Below are 18,004 nucleotides of genomic sequence, written 5' to 3'. Positions count from 1 at the left end.
TCATTACCAATTTGAGAAGTTTAAGCATTAGTTATTCACTCATGACTCATCATCCTTCAGATAGAATTTTGTGAAAGTTGCAATCGATTACCGCCGGCAAGTAATTTTTCAAACTCAAAACTTGGCACAGGCCGGCTAAAATAGTAGCCTTGAATTTCATCACATTGATGCTGGTATAAGAAAGCCAGTTCAGCTTCGGTTTCCACTCCTTCTGCAATCACTTTCAAGTTTAGCTGATGAGCCAATTGAATTAAGACAGTCGTAATCGCTGTATTTTTAGCATCTTTATGAAGATTACTAACGAAACAGCGGTCTATTTTCAAAATATCAAATGGGAATTGCCGCAAATAACTTAATGACGAATAACCTGTGCCAAAATCATCAATCGCTATCCGCACTCCAATCGCTTTTAAAGCATTTAACTGCCGGATGGCTACCTCTGCATTTTGCACCAGAATGCCTTCAGTTAGCTCTAAATCTAAATACTCAGGATTGAAATTTGTTTTAGCTAATATCTCTACAACGCGTTGGCACAAATTGAGTTGAGTGAATTGCCGGCCTGATAAATTTACCGCCACGCGTAAAGATTCATACCCATTAGTTTGCCACGCTTTAGTTTGCCGGCAAGCGGTACTTAAAACCCATTCGCCAATCGATTCAATCAAGCCGGTTTCTTCAGCCAGCGGAATAAATTTTGCCGGCGAAATAGAGCCGCGATCTCGATGATGCCAACGTACAAGTGCTTCACAGCCAACTATTTTGCCGGTTTCCAGGCTCACTTGAGGCTGGTAGTGTAATGCAAGTTCTTCGCCTTCTAAGGCATAGCGTAGATCGGTTTCTAGAGCTAGCTGATCAGAATCTCCAACAGGGAAAGCCGGTGTGTAAAATTCATAGCCATTTCCCCCCTGCTGCTTCACCCGATCCATTGCCTTTTTGGCATATTGCAATAATTTATCCAGTTCGCTGCCATGACGAGGATAAAAAGCGACGCCAATGCTAGGAGTAACAAAAACTTCTCTACCACCTATAAAAAAAGGTCGGCATAAATTGTGTTGCAGAATTTGAACAGATTCGGCAACCGCTTTTTTGTGTTCAACAGGTGCTAAAAGAATGGCAAATTGATCGGCATTTAAGCGAGCAACTGTGCTGCCGTCACAAACTCGATTTGTGAGCCGATCTGCCACAGCTTTCAGTAATAAATCACCAAACTCATATCCTAGGGTCTCATTAATTCGGCTAAAGCGGTCTAACCCTACACACAAAATTGGTACAGTTAAAAATCCCAAGTTTTTTGTTGAGGATTTCTCAGGATCTTTTGCTGTGAGTGCAGCCATCATTTGATTGAACCGATCTTGCAAAGACAGCCGATTTGGTATCTTGGTTAAGCTGTCGGAATAAAGCAAATTATTCAGCCGATCTGATGCCTGGTTTAGTTGTGTAATGTACTGCTTTTGCAAAGCTGCGGATTTTTTCAGCCGCGTTGCAATCGCCCTCAGCAGTTCATCCGGTGTACACGGCTTCGTCAGATAATCATCCGCACCCAGATCCATGCCGGCACGCACATCAAGCCGGTCGGCTCTGGCAGTCAGAAATATAAAAGGAATGGTTGCCGTACTCGGATCATTTCTTAACGCATTCAAGACGCTGTAGCCATCCATTTCTGGCATCATCACATCGCAGATAATTAAATCTGGCAATTTTTCAGTTGCCATCTGGAAACCGATTAGCCCATTTTCCGCCCCAATGGCTTCAAATGCCTCTAACTCCAGCAGTTCTAAAATGTTTTCCCGGATTAATTCTTCATCTTCTATGACTAGAATTTTTGGCATAGTTCTTGCAAATTATTAACAAGGTTACAACTCAGTAAATTCGTTTAAGTTTTGTATTTTTTTAAAATACTATTCTTTGAAATTTGAATTGAGATTAAAAGTTCTGATAAAATTTATTCGACTAAACAGTTTAGCATTTTCATGCGTGAGCAAATCTTGCAAGTTAGCAAGCTGATTAATGATGGCGATTTCGCGGGCGCACTCTTCTTGTAAAATTTTGAGATAGCGGGTGCGAGCTTCTTCAGTTGGAGAAATTTTTAGCATCTGAATTGCCATTGTGATATTCGACAGCGGATCGCGCAACTCCTGAGAAAGGCTTTGGAGCAAATCTTCTGCGGTGGTGTTCATCTGCTGAAGCTCTCGCACTCTTTGCTGTAGTCCTTTGGCTCGCTCGCGCTCAGTCGTGTATTGTTGCTTATAGGCAGCGTGTTTTTCTAGCCGAATTGAAATCGCTTTGAGCAATTCATTCGAGGTACAGGGTTTCGTTAAATAATCGTCTGCTCCTAATTCCATTCCCTTTCGCGTAGAACTTCTATCATCTTTTGCTGTTAGAAAAATTAAGGGAATTGTAGCCGTCACCGGCTCACTTCTTAAGGCAGCCAGCACGGCGTAACCATCAAGGTTTGGCATCATAATATCGCAAATAATTAAATCGGGCAGATGTTCTTGAGCTAACTGAATGCCTAGAAGGCCATTACTTGCCTCAAGCGCTGCAAAATTTTCTGCATCCAGCAGTTCTAAAATGTTAGCGCGGACTGCTTCTTCGTCTTCAATAACTAATATTTTTTTCATTTTTCTAAGTGGGAAAGCTCCAAACTAAACATGGTTTCTCATTGGCAGCGTCACCGTAAATGCAGTGCCGGCTCCCACTTCACTTTGACACGATATCTCCCCACGGTGCAAGTCCACAGCTCTTTTAACAATGGCCAATCCCAGGCCGGTTCCAGAAATCATACCGACGTTTGTTCCTCGATGGAAAGTCTCGAATAGACGTTTTTGATCTTCTGGGGTAATGCCGATCCCTTTGTCTTCAATGTAAAAAACTGCTTGATCATTCTCACAGGTGAGTTTAAACTTAATGGGGCTTTTTGAGGGAGAATATTTAATAGCATTAGAAAGCAAATTATTGATAATGTGCCGCAGTAGTTTTTCATCCATTTCGGCTTGAGTACAGTCGCCTTGACAAATCCAATCAATGGAGTGCTGATGAGCCGTAATGAGCTGAATTTCTTCCAGAAGTTCTCGGCAAAATTTTTTTAAATCTACACAAGTTGGGTTAAATTCTAATTTGCCGGCATCCGCTTGACCAATCACCAAAATGGAATCTAACATTTCAGCCATCTGTTTGATAGCGGTTTGAATTCGATGTAAATGCGTAACTTTTTTCTCCTCTGTCCATCGATCTCCATAGTTTTCTAATAAAGTCGCGGAAAAAAGAATCGTAGACATGGGAGTGCGAAACTCATGGGAAACCATCGAAACAAAGCGAGACTTCAGCTCATTCAGTTCTTTTTCTTTTTCCAACGCTTTACGAACTTCGGCTTCCGCCTTGGCTCTTGCCAAAGCAATCTCCAAAGTGGTGTGTAAATCTCTTTCCTCAAAAGGCTTGACGATATAGCCAAAAGGTTGAGTTTTTTTGGCTTTTTCTAAAGTTGTTTCATCCGTATGCGAGGTTAAAAATACCACGGGAACCTGATAGAGGGTGCGAATCACTTCAGCCGCTTCCACGCCATCCATATTTCCTTGCAGCATAATATCCATCAACACTAAATCTGGATGAATTTCTGCAACTTTCTCTATCGCTTTTTCTCCAGAGGAAACAATTGCATTTACCGCATATCCCAAATTCTTTAAACTATTCTTTAAATCAAGAGCAATAATTCTCTCGTCTTCGACGATAATAATACTTGCCTTAGTCATTACTCATTCCTAATCTTTAATGTTTTCCAAACTGAATTTGAAATTCAGTCCCACGGTCAGTCTTTAAATTAATGGTTCCTCCCAACTGCTCAGCTAAATTAAAAACTAACTGTAACCCTAGGGAATCGGTTTGCTCTAAATCAAAATCTGAAGGCAACCCGACTCCATTATCGCTGACCAGTAAAATATAGTCATTTGCTTTGTTCAAGGAAAATTCAACACAAATTTTCCCACCGAGATCGGAGGTAAATGCGTATTTAATTGAATTAGAAACTAATTCATTAATAATTAAACCGCAAGGAATTGCTGTATCAACATCAAGGGAGATATTATCCACTTTTAATTTCAACTCAATCGCCTGGGAAGAAATCCCATAGGAACTAAATAAATTTCCTAGCAGGTTGCGGATGTAGTCGGCCAAATCAATTTTAGCCAAATCTGAGGAGCGATACAATTTTTCATGAATGAGCGCCATTGAACGAACCCGGTTGTAGCTGTCCTTAAACAGCGCCTGCGCCTCAGGGTCCTTAAGGTATGACGATTGCAGCTTAAGCAGACTGGAAATAATTTGCAAATTGTTTTTAACGCGGTGGTGAATTTCTTTAAGCAGCACCTCTTTCTCTTTTAGGGAAGCTTTTAGTTGCTCCTGTGCCTGTTGGCGTTCAGTAATATCAATCGCCACCGAGACAGCAGCGGCACCTTCCTGGTATTTCTGAGCGGCGATCAGGTAACTTTGCCGGCTCCCATTGACTTGTGCGTCAATCACTTGGTTGGCGGCTAGCTTAGAACCGGCAAAAAACTCACGCATAAATTCACCAAATTCCAAGCCACCTTCAAAAAAGCCGAGTTCTTGGCCGGCAAACGCTTCTGGAGACACATTGAAATAAGCAGCCAGATGCCGGTTTACGCCGAGATATTGTAAATCTGAACTTATCCAAGAAACAAATCCCGGCACAGCATCTAAAACCGCACGCAATTGATCCTTTGCAGCCTTTAGCGCCTCCTCTGCTTGCTTGCGTTCAGTGATGTCTGTTTCAATGCCAATAAAGTGAGTGAGAGTGCCGCGATCATCGTAAATAGGCGCAAGATTTAACTCATTCCAAAATAAAGATCCATCTTTGCGGTAGTTGCGTAAAACGACGCTGCACTCTTTCCCTTCTTTAAGCGCACGCCGCAGTTGTTTTAACCCCACTTGATCAGTCTCGTTGCCTTGCAGAAACCGGCAGTTTTGTCCAATCACTTCTGCTGCGCTGTAACCCGTCATACGCTCGAAAGCAGGATTAACATAAATCAACGGCATATCCGGTAATCTGGCATCGGAAATCGCAATTCCATTGCTGCTGGCTGCAATTGCCCGTTCCTGCACTTTTAATATCTCCTCCACCTGCTTACGTTCGCTAATGTCGCGACAGACACAGATTAACCCACCATCTGCAATCACAGTCAGCGAAACGTCTGCTAAAAATGTCGTGCCATCCCGTTTTTTGCCCGTTGCTTCTCCTTGCCAACTTCCCTTTTGCCAAAGTCCGGGTAAAATATCGCTCTCGAATCGCTGAATTTCGTCTGGGTAATACACTTGTTGCCAAGTTTTGCCGGCTAGTTCACTCGCCCTGTCATATCCAAATATTTTGACGTGAGCCTCATTCAGGTAGATATATTGACTTTCAGAATTGAGAATAGCGATGCCATCCATTGCCGCTTCCACGGCAGCTAACTGTCGCTGTAGCGCCTCCTCAGCCTGCTTACGCTCGGTAATGTCCATTACGACACCGCTCATTCCCAGAGGCCGGCCTGTGGGGTGACGCAGGACGTAACCCTTCGCGGCAACCCAGTGGACGCTGCCATCTGGCCAGAGGATGCGATGTTCGACATCATAGGATTTTCCTTCCTCCAAACTGCGAGAAATCGCCTCACTCAGATACTGGCGATCCTCCGGATGGATACGATGGAAATAAGCCTCCCAAGTTCCAGAAAATGCGCCACGGGCAAAGCCGAAAATTGATTCGGTTTTCTGGGACCAAGTGATCTTGCCCGCTTCAATATCCCAGTCCCAAGCGCCCATTTGGGCAGCATTAAGCGCCAGACGCAGCCGCAACTCACCCTCACGCAGCGCCTCTTCCGCTTCCTTGCGTTCGGTGACATTGCGAGAAACGGTTACGAGTGCCTCAACCTCATCGGTGTCTGGGTTGCGGACGCTCCTGCCGGTGGATTCAAACCAAATGTAACGGTTATCTTTGCGGCGGATGCGATAGGTGACGGTATAGGTGTCCGGCTGCTCTAGGATGTTGGATTGGCACGTTTGGATCACCGGCACATCTTCTGGATGGAAAAACTCATAAGCCGAGTGTCCCACCAGTTCATCTGGCTCATATCCTAGCAACGTGCGGCACGCCGGCGAGGTGTAGAGATAAACGCCCTCTGGGGTATGCCGGCCAATCATATCAGTCGCATGATCTGCCATCAACCGATAGCGTTCCTCGCTTTCTCGCAGCGCCGCCTCTGCCTGTTTGCGGTCGGTAATATCGCGAGCCATACCGCGATAACCCCGGAATACCCCATCTGCATCAAAAACCGGCGCTCCACTGGTTTCAAGAATAACCTGCCGGCCATCTTTGTGAATGTTTGTGTTTTCCACACAGACTAAGGGCTGTTGAGTTGCAACCATCGGCCCAAGAATCGTAGAAACGCGAAAAGCCTCTTCTGAAGCCATCAAGTCAAAAGGTGTTTTACCCAAGACTTCTTCAGGTTCGTAGCCCAACAAATCGCGCACTTTGGGACTAGCGTATGTGTAGACAGCATTTTCATCGATTTCCCACACCCAGTCGCTGGTTGTTTCAATCAAATTACGAAAGCGATCTTCTGATTCTCGCAGTGCCTCTTCCACCTGCAATTTTTCGGCAATTTCCCTTCTTAATTGTTCGTTCGCCTCGCTCAACTCTGCTGTGCGCTCTTGCACTCGCATTTCTAACGCTTGGTTGACTTTTTGCAGCGCTTCTTCTGCCTGTTTAATAAGCGTAACGTCCTCATAAGTGCCGATAATTCCCACAACATTGCCGGCACTGTCATGCAGGGGAATTTTATTCGTATCTGCCCAAGATTCTTTGCCATCCGCTTGACGCTGGGTTTCGATGATATGAAATTCGGGCGTATCTGTCTCCATCACACGCGCATCGCACTCGCGGAACCAGTCAGATTCCTCTTTTTTCCAGGCCAAATCGTAATCTGTTTTGCCGACAATCTCTTCAGGCGTACTAACACCGGCAGCTCGTGCAAAGTTACGGTTGCAACCCAAATAAACAGAATTTCTATCTTTCCAGAAAATTAACTGGGGAATATTATCCATCACCAATTGCAGCATCTGCTTTGACTCTTGCAGTGCTTTTTCAGTTTGCTGGCGCTCTGTGATATCGTTGCAAACAGCGAGAATGTGGCGGGCTTGACCATCTGGAGACAGCAGCGGCGTTTTAATTGTTTGGAAGCAGCGAACCTCTCCATTCGGGCTTCTGACTATTTCTTTTGGAATCATCTTAGGCTGCAATGCGCTCATAACTTCTTGATCGGCAGCCAAAAACGCTTCAACTTCTACGGTATTTGGATTAAAATCTGCATCTTTCTTGCCAATTAAATCTTCAACCGTTGTTCCATAAATATCGGCAAGCGCTTGGTTAACTAAAGTAAACTTTCCTTCCCAATCTTTAACAAAAATCAAATTGGGGTTGGTATCAATGACATGACGCAGAAACTCTTGTTGTTCTTTTAAAGCCAACTCCGCCTGCTTGCGCTTACTAATATTCAGGGCAGTCCCTTCGCAGTAAAGCAGTGTGCCGGCGGAATTCCTTACTGCGTGGGCGTTCTCGGAAATCCAAATGATGCTGCCATCAGCCCGATAAACTTGAGACTCAAACTCGGATACACTCCCGTGTTCTTGTATGAGTGCCATGAACTCATCGCGTCGCGTTGGATTGACATATAGCTGCCGTCCAATGTCTGTGAGGTTAGCAATGAGTTCTGCCGGCGAGTTGTAGCCATAAATGCCGGCTAGGCTAGGATTGGCGCTGATGTAGCCTCCTTCCGGTGTGGTTTGGAAGATGCCTTCAATGGCATTCTCGAAGATGCTACGATATTTGGCTTCGCTTTGTTGCAAAGACTTTTCCACCCGTTGTCTCTCCCGTTTTTCGGCTTGCACCTGCTCACTGAGTTGGACTTGCTCGATGGCGAGGGCACATCGCTCAGCAATTAACTTGACAAATTCTACTTCATCTATATTCCATTCTCGTTCCCGATCACACTGATGCAGGGCGATTTCACCGAGATAAGATTGCTGCCCGCTCAATGGCACAATCAAAATGGCGCGAATGCCACACTCGTCAGCGGATTGCTGAAGTGCCGGCGCGACAGTGGCATCAATGTGCGGCAAAATGACGGGTTCATCTTGCGCTAAAGTTTGGTGATAATTTCTAGAAAAATTACACGGGTTGCCGGCAAGACTTTCTGGTTGGACTGTACTTTCTAACCTCTGGCAAGTCACCATCTGAGTGCGAGAATCTGGCCAAAAAATCAGACAGCGGCTAACTTCAAGCGCTTTTTGCAGTTGGTTGGCGGTTGTTTGCAAAATCTCATCTAATGGCACTTGCTGGCGAATCGCTTTGCTAATACACTCACTCATCCGGATCTGCTGGGCTTGTCGCTTTAGTTTTTGAGATTGTTGTTGAATTTGCCGAAAGTTTGCTTGGGCTTGCGCTGTGCGCTGTTGCACCTGTTTTATGAATTCGTTGTTGCGGCGCAACAGCAGTTCAATTCTTTTGGGTTGAAGTTGAACCTCGGCAGGCTGAGATATTTTTACAGTTTGGTGCGGTTGCGCCGGCTCAAAAACTTGTGGCAAGTCCATCGCTGTAACAGTCCCTAGCAGAATTTCCTGAACATTCTCTTATCGGCTAGAAATATGACACCCGATTTAGTAGGATGACTATCTCTCCAAAAAAATTGCTTTACAAAATTTATTGAAAATAGACAACTTTAAAGTTTGCCGCCACAGATTTTTCTAATCATTCAAGAAATCTGCTGCCTTCATAACTCAAAAAAATATCAATATTTTCTACCATATCTCAGTTTTTCTGAAATGGTTGTGCCGGCAGAAACCGCTGATTTAGATTGCTGTAAAAAAAGCGGTATTTTGTATATTCAAGTTCAAATTATTTATTCAATCAAAACTTAAAGGGAAGCGGGATGGCGGATGAGGGATCGCGGATGAAGTGAGAATTGCTGGTTGTGCTGTATCAAACTCTACCGAACGAAACGGGTAAACCGGCTAAGGTTTGTAAAGAACTAAATTGTGATCTAGGCTACACCACCATGCGGTTAGAGCAGTTGCAAGCCTTCTTAGCAGTCGCTGAAACCGGCAGCTTTCAGCAAGCAGCCCGAAAGTGCGGCGTCACCCAATCAACCATCAGCCGGCAAGTCCAGGCGCTAGAAGCCGACTTGGGTTTGCCGTTGTTTCACCGAACAGCGCAGGCTAAGCTGACTCTAGGAGGCGAACGCTTCTTCCCTCACGCCCGCAAAATTTGTCAGGAGTGGGACAATGCCACGCAAGAATTAGCGGATTTACTGGCAGGGAAACAGCCAGAACTTTGCGTTGCCGCCATTCACTCGGTGTGCGCCTACAGCTTGCCGCCGGTGTTGCAAAAATTTGGTCAAGATTATCCAGATGTGCAGTTGCGGGTGACTTCCCTCGGCAGTGATCGCGCCTTGAAAGTTCTCAAAGATGGACTGGTGGATATTGCGATCGTCATGAATAACCGCTTTTTAACGGCGAGTCCGGATCTGATGGTGGATGTGCTCTACAACGAACCGCTAGAGATATTAATGGCAGGGGATCATCCCCTGACTCAGTATGAAGCGGTTCCTTGGAAAGAATTAGGGCGTTACCCGCAAGTGCTGTTTAAAGATGGTTATGGAATGCAGCGCCTTGTGCAAGAACAATTTGAACGGCGGGGAATGAAGTTACAAACAGCGTTGGAGTTAAACACGCTGGATGCTTTCCGAGGCGTGGTGCGTCAGGGAGAAATGATTGCGCTCTTACCTAAGTCTGCCCTAATTGAGGCGCTGAGCGATTCGAGTCTTGCAATTCGCTCGATTGAAACCGACGCAAAGGGGCTTGGTGAGCCGGCTTTAACGCGTCAGGTGGTTCTGGTTACTTCTCGCGATCGGCTGCAAATTCCGCCAATTCAGCGCTTCTATGAACTGGTGCATGAATTAGTGCCGGCGAATTTTAACCAATTACCGGGAAAAAAGCAGTCAACCCCGACACAACCCGTTCAAGTCGCATAATGCTTTAATCGAGCGTAGGCGATTTGGTGTTTTCTACCATTTTGCGAAACAGCCGACAGGTGATTGATTCAAAAATCAATCAAAGCTTCAAAATGGTATTTAGATGTTGGGGGGAGTCACAGGCATGAGCAACGCATTTAGGGAATTACTGCGGAAAGTAGGCAGTGGCAACCACACCGGCAAAAATTTAAGCCGTGAAGAGGCAGCCGCCGCAACGAGGATGATGTTGCTAGAAGAAGCAACGCCGGCGCAGATTGGGGCATTTTTAATCGCCCACCGGATCAAGCGCCCCACCGGCGAGGAATTGGCGGGGATGCTGGATGCTTATAGTGAACTCGGACAAACATTGCAACCTGCCGGTTTTAGCCGCCCTGTAACGGTTTTAGGCTGTCCTTATGATGGGCACGATCGCTACGCGCCGGTGACTCCGATAACAGCTTTAATCTTAGCGGCGGCTGGGGTGCCGGTGGTGCTACATGGCGGCGATCGGATGCCAACTAAAGAAGGCATTCCTCTGATTGAAATTTGGCAAGGTTTGGGCGTTAATTGGGATCGTCTAGATATCGGGCAAACTCAGCACGTCTTTGAGAAAACGCTACTAGGATTTGTTTATCTACCGAACCATTTTCCCCACGCTTATCAAATGGTTCCTTACCGTTCCCAAATTGGCAAACGTCCCCCCTTCTCGACGCTGGAGTTGATTTGGTGCCCCTATGCCGGCGAGGCTCATATTGTTGCAGGATTTGTCCACCCCCCCACAGAAGGAATGTTTCAAGACGCTTTAGCGTTGCGAGGCATCCAGCGGTTTACAACCGTGAAGGGATTAGAAGGCAGTTGTAATTTACCCCGCGATCGCACGGCAATTATTGGCATCCAAGAACCCAATGTACCTTTTGAGCGCATCCTTCTGCCTCCCCGTGATTATGGTTTTGATGGCAGTGATCTGCCTTTTGAGTCTAATGCTCAGCTTGTGGAACAGATGCAGGCAGTTTTGCACGGAAAACCTTCTGAATTAATGCAGTCTGCGATTTGGAATGGTGGGTTTTATTTGTGGCGTTGTGGTGTGTGTGCAGATATGCCGGCGGGAATTGCTGAGGCTGAAGCAATGCTGACAAAAGGTGATGTTGCTGAGAAATTAGCGGAAATTACCAAAGCGGTTTCTTCTGTGCAACTGACTCCGCAAGTTTGATCGGATGTTTATGATCAGCCGGCAAGGTTAACATTTTTAGCAGAAAAATCGAGAATTCCTCCTTAAAACAGAACCCTAAAATTCAAGAATCCTCGAAAATCTAAATATAAATTAGATTGAGGAAACATTCATGTCTGTATTAGAAGGTTCTTGGACGCACGAATATATCACCACGAATGGGGTGAAACTTCATTATGTCACCCAAGGGGAAGGCCGGCTAATGCTGATGCTGCACGGATTTCCAGAGTTTTGGTACTCTTGGCGGCATCAAATTCCAGAATTTGCCAAAAATTATAAAGTGGTTGCCGTTGATTTGCGCGGCTACAACGACAGCGACAAACCAAAAGAACAGTCCGCTTATATGATGGAGGAATTTATTAAGGATGTGAAGGGAATTATCACAAATTTAGGTTATGAAACCTGCATTCTTGCTGGACATGATTGGGGAGGGGCAATCGCCTGGAGTTTTGCCTACGCACATCCAGAAATGGTGGAAAAATTGATTATTCTCAATCTTCCCCATCCAGCAAAATTTGCTCAAGGATTCATGACTCCCCAACAATTACTGAAGAGTTCCTATGTGTTTTTCTTCCAACTGCCGGGGTTACCGGAATCGTTGTTGCAGTGGAACGATTATCAAGCGATTGGCACGGCTTTAACAGGTATGGCGGTGAATAAAAGCACGTTTTCCCCGGCAGATATTGAAGCTTACAAAAATGCTGCCGCCAAGCGGGGTGCGCTAACTGCCATGCTCAACTACTACCGCAACGCTTTTCAGGGCTTTTTCAAACCGCAGAAATGGGGAATTTTGGAAGTTCCAACCCTAATGATTTGGGGTGAAAAGGATACCGCACTAGGTAAGGAATTAACTTACGGCACAGAAGCTTATGTGCGAAATTTTCAAATCCACTATATTCCCAATTGCAGCCACTGGGTGCAGCAGGAGCAACCGCAGTTGGTGAATCAGTATATGCGTGAGTTTTTGAGCCAGAATTGATTAAAGTTTGTATAAGCCGCGCTTTTATACATGGGAGATTTTGATGCAATCGCTTAAGATCGCAAGAGTGTTACTTGCATTCTCAGGTTCTAAGCGATGGCAGATTTATTTGGAGATAATAGCAACAACCGGCTCGAAGGCAGCGCCCAACCTGACTTGGTTCGCGGCTTTCAAGGCGATGATATCCTCTACGGGCAGGATGGCAATGATTACATTGAGGCGGCTGAAGGTAATGATAACGTATTCGGCGGAGAAAATAACGATACCTTAATCGGCTTTGATGGAGACGATTATTTTGAAGGCAATCCGGGTGATGATTGGGTGTTTGGGAATCAGGGAAATGATGTAATTTATGGCGGCACCGGCAGCGATATTCTCCTGTGCGGTCAAGGAGATGATCAGGTTTATGGAGAGGACGGCAACGACTATCTCAATGGCAATATCGGCAACGATGATATTGAGGGCGGTGCCGGCAATGATACTTTGTACGGCGGTCAAAATGATGATTTTCTTTACGGGGCATCCGGTAATGATCTGCTATCCGGCGATTTCGGCAATGACTTTATGAGCGGTGAAGATGGTGAAGACACGCTGATTGCCGGCTTTGGTCAAGATGATATGAATGGAGGCAACGGTAATGATCTATTTTTATTTGCAACTGGCACGGGTTACGATTTAATTGAAGACTTTCAGGTTGGGCGAGATCGGATTGGGTTAACCAATGGTTTAACTGTTAGGGATTTAACGATTGCGACCAGCCCCACGGATTCAAGAGATTCTGTAATTCAAGTTACCAGAACCGGCGAGTATTTAGCGGTTATCTACCGAGTGAGTGCTTCAGACCTTGATTCGTCTGATTTTCAGGTTTTTTAAGCAGGCATTTTCGTTTTAAACGCAATCAATTCTCTCGCTGCCGGTTTGGTTAATTAAACTGGGTGCATCCCAGATTTACAAAATATTGTCACAGGGAGCATCTTGCTTCCTAAAATGAAGGCTAGCGGGCAAGATGCCCGCACTACAAATTTCCAATGTCGGCGCAGTGTGTCGTCAGGGATAGGCAGATGAATCTGTTTAATGACTCACCGGCAAGCCGAGTTGCATCACTTGCACGCATTCACCGGCAGAAATCAATTTTTTGCCCACCGGCACGACGGCTAATCCGGTTGTTTGGGCTAAATTAATTAAATTCCCTGAGCTGTGGCTGCCACCGGCAAGCTGAAATCTGTACACGCCATCGATTAAATGCAGTTGCCCCCACAGGTAGCTTTCCCGCTTGCCATCTGATCGCAAGTCATATTGGGTTCGCGCCGGCAAAAACACTGGCTGCCAACCTTTAGATAAGCCGGCTAACTTTTTCAATGCCGGCTCGACGAAGCGCCAAAATGTTACTAAGGTGGAAACGGGATTTCCTGGTAAACCAAAGTACAAAACTGATCGCTGGGTGGAAGCCGGGGGAAATGTGGCAACGGTTAAGGGTTTACCGGGTTTAACCGCAACCGAGGTGATGTGAATTTTGGCTCCCGAAGTTGCCAGAATTTCATCAACATAATCATAATCGCCCACGGAAACGCCGCCGGTGGAGAGAACCACGTCAGCAGTAGCGACGGCTTTGGCAATGGTATCTCTCAGTGCTTCTGGTTCATCCGGCACAATCCCTAACAGCACCGGCACCGCACCGGCTGCTGTCACGGCGGCTGCTAAAGCATACTGATTGGAGTCTACAATCTGCCCTGGTTGCAGCGGTTGCTCAGGCGTGACGAGTTCGTTGCCGGTGGAGATAATCGCCACACGGGGACGTCGGTATACGGTCATTTGGGTACATTGAGCGGCTGCGAGTACAGCTATTTCCGGTGCCTGAAGTGCAATTCCCGCCGGCAGCAGTGGGTTGCCGGCTTTGTAGAATGAGCCTTGGTGGCGCACAAACGCGCCCGATTCTGCCGGCTGGGCTAATACCACGACGCAATTGCCCTCGCGCCGCGTGACTTCCTGGATTACCACCGTATCTGCCCCCTCTGGCATCATTGAGCCGGTGAGGATACGGGCGGCTTGTCCTGGTTTAATCACGACTTGAGGTTTATAGCCGGCTGGAATCTCTTCTACAATTTCCAGCTGTACGGGTTGCTGGGCGTTGGTATCGACAACATCTTTATAGCGCACCGCATAGCCATCCATTGCGGAGTTATCCCAGTGAGGAAAATCTAGCCGGCTGATCACCGGCACTGCTAGGATGCGCGAGTGGGCTGAGAGCAAGTCCACAACCTCAACGTCTTGTTGGTGATCGAGAGGTTCAACCAAATCTAAAATGATTGACTCTGCTTCTTTAACCGGCAACATAGCCATCTTCCCTGCTTCCAAACCTGTGCGTTTGTTTCAACTCTCAAGTGAGAGTTGAAAAATGAAAAATTAAGAACGAAGAATATTTTAAATTCTCTCGCTTAATTCTTCTTTTTCAATTGTCCCCCGCACCGGCAGTTCTGCTTCACGTTTCATCCCGCTTCTCTTCGGGATTGGGGGGGGGTTCACCAATTCCCAGTTGCTTTTTAGATTTTTTCAGTTGACGCCAAAGCCGTTTAATGTCTTCATAAGCTTGTTCTGGGGAAATCTTACCTCCCGTTTCTAAGGCGCAGATAATCGTCACTTTTTGCGCGAATTCCTGTAAATTTGCATCAAATGCCAGGTTTTCGGGCGTAAATTTGCCGTAGAAGCGACTGCGCGGCGATAAAAAATCAGAGGGTTCTACCATAAGTCTATCCACCTTTTGTTAAATTTTGTATCTGAGCTATATTGCAATTAGATAACTGCTGCGCTGACTCGTTGCCGATTGAAGTTGTGAGTGCCGGCGGTTGCCATTGGATCGAAGTGAATAGCAATGACGCTTCTGTTAGATCATTGTAACGAGCCTCCCTTTTTAATCTATTCTTAATCCAAGCTTAACCGGCAAGCTATGAATTGCCATCGGCACTTTGACATAAAGTTGAGTCTGCAACAGTTTTGCCTTAAAGTTGCAGGAAATGGGAAAGCCCCATTCCTTGTGAAATTTCTAATAAAGTTTGGTTTGAAGCCAAGATGAACCTCTAAAATTTAAAATCTAAAATAGTTGTAAAACAGTTTCACTGTCTGTTTAACGTAAACAGATTGCGGCACCCCTTTCCCACTTTCCTAAAAATAGAGACTCCTGATGCAAACAAATACCGAACTCAACGCGAATCAAGATGTGGAAACCGATACCCTAGAAGAGGAGACATCGCTGACGCCTGATCGCTACCAGCAGAAGATGCAGCGACGCAAAGAAGTGCAGGAAGAACGGCTGGCGGCACGAACCCAAGAAAAAGGCTTGATTGTCGTGCACACCGGCAACGGGAAAGGCAAAACCACAGCAGCGCTGGGAATGGTGCTGCGCTCCCTGGGACATGGCTACCGGGTGGCAATTGTACAATTTATTAAAGGTGCGTGGGAGCCGGCGGAAAAGGTTGTGTTTAGCCGGTGGGCGGATCAGTTAGAGTTTCACGCCCTTGGAGAAGGGTTCACCTGGGAAACTCAAGACCGGCAGCGTGATATCGAAAAAGCCCAGCACGCTTGGCAGACTGGTTTGGAATTTATTCGCAATCCTGAATTTAAACTGGTGCTGCTTGATGAAATCAATGTAGCGCTCAAACTTGGTTATCTAAGCGTTGAAGAAGTGCTGGCGGGTTTAGAGCAAAAGCCGGCAGACTCTCACGTGATTCTCACCGGCAGGGGCGCACCGGCTGCGCTTATTGACCAAGCAGACCTCGTAACTGAAATGACTTTAATTAAGCATCCCTTCCGTGAGCAAAACGTTAAAGCGCAACCCGGCATTGAGTTTTAAGTTTTAAAGGAGTACAGAGAACAGTAGAAATTGCTTTACTGGTTCCAGACTTGCTGTTGATAGGTTTCTGTACAGGTACTGAGGATGCGCCGGTCGTTGGCACTGAAGCTGTCGATCGGGTGCAAATCCAGAAGTGGGACAGAATAGGGATAAGTTGTTCGTTCGTAGCTATTAACAATGGTTACGTCTAAGCGCTCCGACTGAGCATTGCCGAATACGCAGTCAAAAGAAGAACTCGGCATATAAAAAGCCCCAATCAGCCGGCCACGGCGCACTTCAAATACCATATAGGCTTTCCCCACCTGTTCCGGTTCTGGATCTTCGCCAAACAGGTAAACTCCATCGGCTAAAAGCTGGCTCTCAGTTCCAGTGAAGGTATCTGCGGGCGGCAATTGACCAATCAGACGAAACTTATGTTCCGCTTGCCCCGCAGCCAATTCAATCCCAACAGCCCCTAGGGTGCAGGAAGCAGTTACGGTAGCAAATATGCTTTTTGCGACGAATCCCGAAGCTTGGGTTCTCTTCGCTTGCGGCCTAGAGAAACTGTTCAGCATTTGAAGGCTCGATGAAAAAAAGTGGACAAATCTGTTGCACACCCTGATTGTCCCCCTAGAGGTTTCAATAATTAATCCTAGATGAGAATCTAGGTACAGCACTGGCTGTTTGCATTGGCTTCAACTCGGTTACTTTTAATTTCTGAAAATGTTTACAAATGTTCATAAAAAAATATGGCGAGAAAAAAATTCCCGCCATACATCGCATATAAAAGGTGAGTAGATTAGAGATTTAGGAGAATTAAGAATTCTCCCTCTCCTAGCTCTTAGCTAGCCAAATACTCGCGTACATTGGCCTGCCGGCGGCGTAGCTGGGCTAAAGCTTGGTGTTCAAGCTGGCGCACTCGCTCGCGACTGAGACTGAGTTGCTCACCCACTTTTGCCAAGGACAACTCGCGGCCATCCTTGAGACCGAAGCGCAAGCTAATAACTTCGCGTTGTTGCGGAGTCAATTCTGCCAGCAGCGTCTCCAAGTCTTGGCGCAGCAATTCCTGGGTGGTGTAAATTTCGGGAGAAGCGGCTTCATCCTCCAGCAAGTCTTGCAATTCCGTGTCGTGGTTGTCTCCAACACGGATATCTAAAGAAACTGGGTGACGAGCCATCGTCAGGTATTCGCGGATCTGAGCCGGCTCTAAATCTAGAGCTTGACCAATTTCAGCCGGCGTGGCGCTGCGACCAAGCTGCTGAGTCAGTTCTCGCTGTACTTTTTTGATTTTGTTCAGCTTTTCGGTAATATGGATCGGCAAGCGAATCGTCCGCGCTTGCTGTGCGATCGCTCGTGTGATCGCTTGGCGAATCCACCAATAGGCATAAGTAGAGAATTTGTACCCTCGCGTAGGGTCAAACTTTTCCACGCCTCGCTCTAAACCGAGTGTGCCTTCTTGAATCAGATCCAGCAACTCCAGATTGCGCTTTTGGTATTTCTTAGCGATCGCTACCACCAAACGCAAGTTGGCTTCGATCATCTTTTGCTTGGCACGCTGTCCCACCAACAGAATTCGACTGAGTTCGGCTTCAGAAATCTCTACATGAGAAGCCCATTCTTGCTGGTTTGGTTCGCGGTTCAGCTTGGCAGACAGCGCTTCTTTGGCTTCGACAAACGCCATCATTTGCTGCACCTGCTTACCCAAGACAATTTCTTCCTCGTGGGTTAACAGCGGCACCCGCCCGATCTCGTGCAGATAGGTTCGTACGATATCAGCCGGTGCAGATGGCCGTGCGCCCATATAAGTGGGGTTGGCGTTCATGGTACGGTTTTTTGCAGTGGGCATGGGTGACTCGTGACTCCCTAACGTATAACAAACTATTATTCACCTGCCTGCTCTAATGGGCAGGAACTCG

At 46.5% G+C, this 18,004-nt stretch carries 13 protein-coding genes; 5 read left to right on the top strand and 8 right to left on the bottom strand.

The window, feature by feature from the left end; all coding sequences use genetic code 11:
- Window positions 1-56: 56 nt before the first annotated feature.
- From H6F73_RS06460 to H6F73_RS06445, 4 genes are all read right to left on the bottom strand, one after another.
- Window positions 57-1,829 (bottom strand): EAL domain-containing response regulator, encoded by a 1,773-nt coding sequence (locus H6F73_RS06460; RefSeq protein ID WP_190757957.1) that lies wholly within the window; start codon window positions 1,827-1,829, stop codon window positions 57-59.
- 69 nt (window positions 1,830-1,898) lie between these two features.
- Entirely contained in the window at window positions 1,899-2,621 is a 723-nt protein-coding gene (locus H6F73_RS06455; RefSeq protein WP_190757956.1) for a response regulator, read from the bottom strand.
- Window positions 2,622-2,645: 24 nt separating this feature from the next.
- Entirely contained in the window at window positions 2,646-3,749 is a 1,104-nt protein-coding gene (locus H6F73_RS06450) for an ATP-binding protein (protein WP_190757955.1), read from the bottom strand.
- Window positions 3,750-3,765: 16 nt separating this feature from the next.
- Window positions 3,766-8,637, bottom strand: a complete 4,872-nt coding sequence (locus H6F73_RS06445) for a PAS domain S-box protein (RefSeq protein WP_190757954.1) — start codon at window positions 8,635-8,637, stop codon at window positions 3,766-3,768.
- A gap of 464 nt (window positions 8,638-9,101) precedes the next feature.
- Between H6F73_RS06445 and H6F73_RS06440 the strand changes: the two genes are divergently transcribed.
- From H6F73_RS06440 to H6F73_RS06425, 4 genes are all read left to right on the top strand, one after another.
- Window positions 9,102-10,076, top strand: coding sequence for a LysR family transcriptional regulator (locus H6F73_RS06440; protein ID WP_190758340.1), 975 nt, complete (start codon window positions 9,102-9,104; stop codon window positions 10,074-10,076).
- A 124-nt stretch (window positions 10,077-10,200) separates the two neighbouring features.
- Window positions 10,201-11,265, top strand: a complete 1,065-nt coding sequence (locus tag H6F73_RS06435) for an anthranilate phosphoribosyltransferase family protein (RefSeq protein WP_190757953.1) — start codon at window positions 10,201-10,203, stop codon at window positions 11,263-11,265.
- A gap of 130 nt (window positions 11,266-11,395) precedes the next feature.
- Window positions 11,396-12,262 (top strand): alpha/beta hydrolase, encoded by an 867-nt coding sequence (locus tag H6F73_RS06430; RefSeq protein ID WP_190757952.1) that lies wholly within the window; start codon window positions 11,396-11,398, stop codon window positions 12,260-12,262.
- A gap of 96 nt (window positions 12,263-12,358) precedes the next feature.
- Window positions 12,359-13,135 carry a calcium-binding protein gene (locus H6F73_RS06425; protein WP_190757951.1) on the top strand — a complete coding sequence of 259 codons (777 nt, stop codon included), beginning with the start codon at window positions 12,359-12,361 and terminating at the stop codon, window positions 13,133-13,135.
- Window positions 13,136-13,333: 198 nt separating this feature from the next.
- Here the strand turns inward: H6F73_RS06425 and glp are convergent, their stop codons facing one another.
- Both glp and H6F73_RS06415 read right to left on the bottom strand, forming a co-directional pair.
- The gene (gene glp, locus H6F73_RS06420) at window positions 13,334-14,596 is read right to left on the bottom strand and encodes a gephyrin-like molybdotransferase Glp (RefSeq protein WP_190758339.1); all 1,263 of its coding nucleotides are present in this window, start codon (window positions 14,594-14,596) and stop codon (window positions 13,334-13,336) included.
- Window positions 14,597-14,741: 145 nt separating this feature from the next.
- Window positions 14,742-15,005: a hypothetical protein gene (locus H6F73_RS06415; RefSeq protein ID WP_190757950.1), complete on the bottom strand. Its 264-nt coding sequence runs from the start codon at window positions 15,003-15,005 to the stop codon at window positions 14,742-14,744.
- Between the two features lie 435 nt (window positions 15,006-15,440).
- On the opposite strand from H6F73_RS06415, the gene cobO reads away from it, so the two are divergent.
- Complete coding sequence (cobO, locus tag H6F73_RS06410; RefSeq protein ID WP_190757949.1) at window positions 15,441-16,109, top strand: cob(I)yrinic acid a,c-diamide adenosyltransferase; 669 nt, start codon at window positions 15,441-15,443, stop codon at window positions 16,107-16,109.
- A 35-nt stretch (window positions 16,110-16,144) separates the two neighbouring features.
- Here cobO and H6F73_RS06405 read toward each other — a convergent pair whose 3' ends face one another.
- A complete protein-coding gene (locus tag H6F73_RS06405; protein WP_190757948.1) occupies window positions 16,145-16,663 on the bottom strand; it encodes a hypothetical protein in 519 nt (172 codons plus the stop codon).
- Window positions 16,664-16,929: 266 nt separating this feature from the next.
- On the bottom strand, window positions 16,930-17,934 hold the full coding sequence (locus H6F73_RS06400; RefSeq protein WP_190757947.1) for an RNA polymerase sigma factor, RpoD/SigA family: 1,005 nt from the start codon (window positions 17,932-17,934) through the stop codon (window positions 16,930-16,932).
- Window positions 17,935-18,004: the final 70 nt, after the last annotated feature.

It is taken from the genome of Microcoleus sp. FACHB-68, from assembly GCF_014695715.1.
Lineage (GTDB): Bacteria > Cyanobacteriota > Cyanobacteriia > Cyanobacteriales > Oscillatoriaceae > FACHB-68.
This window is presented reverse-complemented; position numbering and strand designations above follow the sequence as displayed.

Coding starts and splice junctions, on each gene's coding strand:
- H6F73_RS06405 (WP_190757948.1), bottom strand. CDS start 16,663: ATGCTGAACAGTTTCTCTAGGCCGCAAGCGAAGAGAACCCAAGCTTCG.
- H6F73_RS06415 (WP_190757950.1), bottom strand. CDS start 15,005: ATGGTAGAACCCTCTGATTTTTTATCGCCGCGCAGTCGCTTCTACGGC.
- H6F73_RS06440 (WP_190758340.1), top strand. CDS start 9,102: ATGCGGTTAGAGCAGTTGCAAGCCTTCTTAGCAGTCGCTGAAACCGGC.
- H6F73_RS06435 (WP_190757953.1), top strand. CDS start 10,201: ATGAGCAACGCATTTAGGGAATTACTGCGGAAAGTAGGCAGTGGCAAC.
- H6F73_RS06445 (WP_190757954.1), bottom strand. CDS start 8,637: ATGGACTTGCCACAAGTTTTTGAGCCGGCGCAACCGCACCAAACTGTA.
- H6F73_RS06460 (WP_190757957.1), bottom strand. CDS start 1,829: ATGCCAAAAATTCTAGTCATAGAAGATGAAGAATTAATCCGGGAAAAC.
- glp (WP_190758339.1), bottom strand. CDS start 14,596: ATGTTGCCGGTTAAAGAAGCAGAGTCAATCATTTTAGATTTGGTTGAA.
- H6F73_RS06400 (WP_190757947.1), bottom strand. CDS start 17,934: ATGCCCACTGCAAAAAACCGTACCATGAACGCCAACCCCACTTATATG.
- H6F73_RS06430 (WP_190757952.1), top strand. CDS start 11,396: ATGTCTGTATTAGAAGGTTCTTGGACGCACGAATATATCACCACGAAT.
- H6F73_RS06425 (WP_190757951.1), top strand. CDS start 12,359: ATGGCAGATTTATTTGGAGATAATAGCAACAACCGGCTCGAAGGCAGC.
- H6F73_RS06450 (WP_190757955.1), bottom strand. CDS start 3,749: ATGACTAAGGCAAGTATTATTATCGTCGAAGACGAGAGAATTATTGCT.
- cobO (WP_190757949.1), top strand. CDS start 15,441: ATGCAAACAAATACCGAACTCAACGCGAATCAAGATGTGGAAACCGAT.
- H6F73_RS06455 (WP_190757956.1), bottom strand. CDS start 2,621: ATGAAAAAAATATTAGTTATTGAAGACGAAGAAGCAGTCCGCGCTAAC.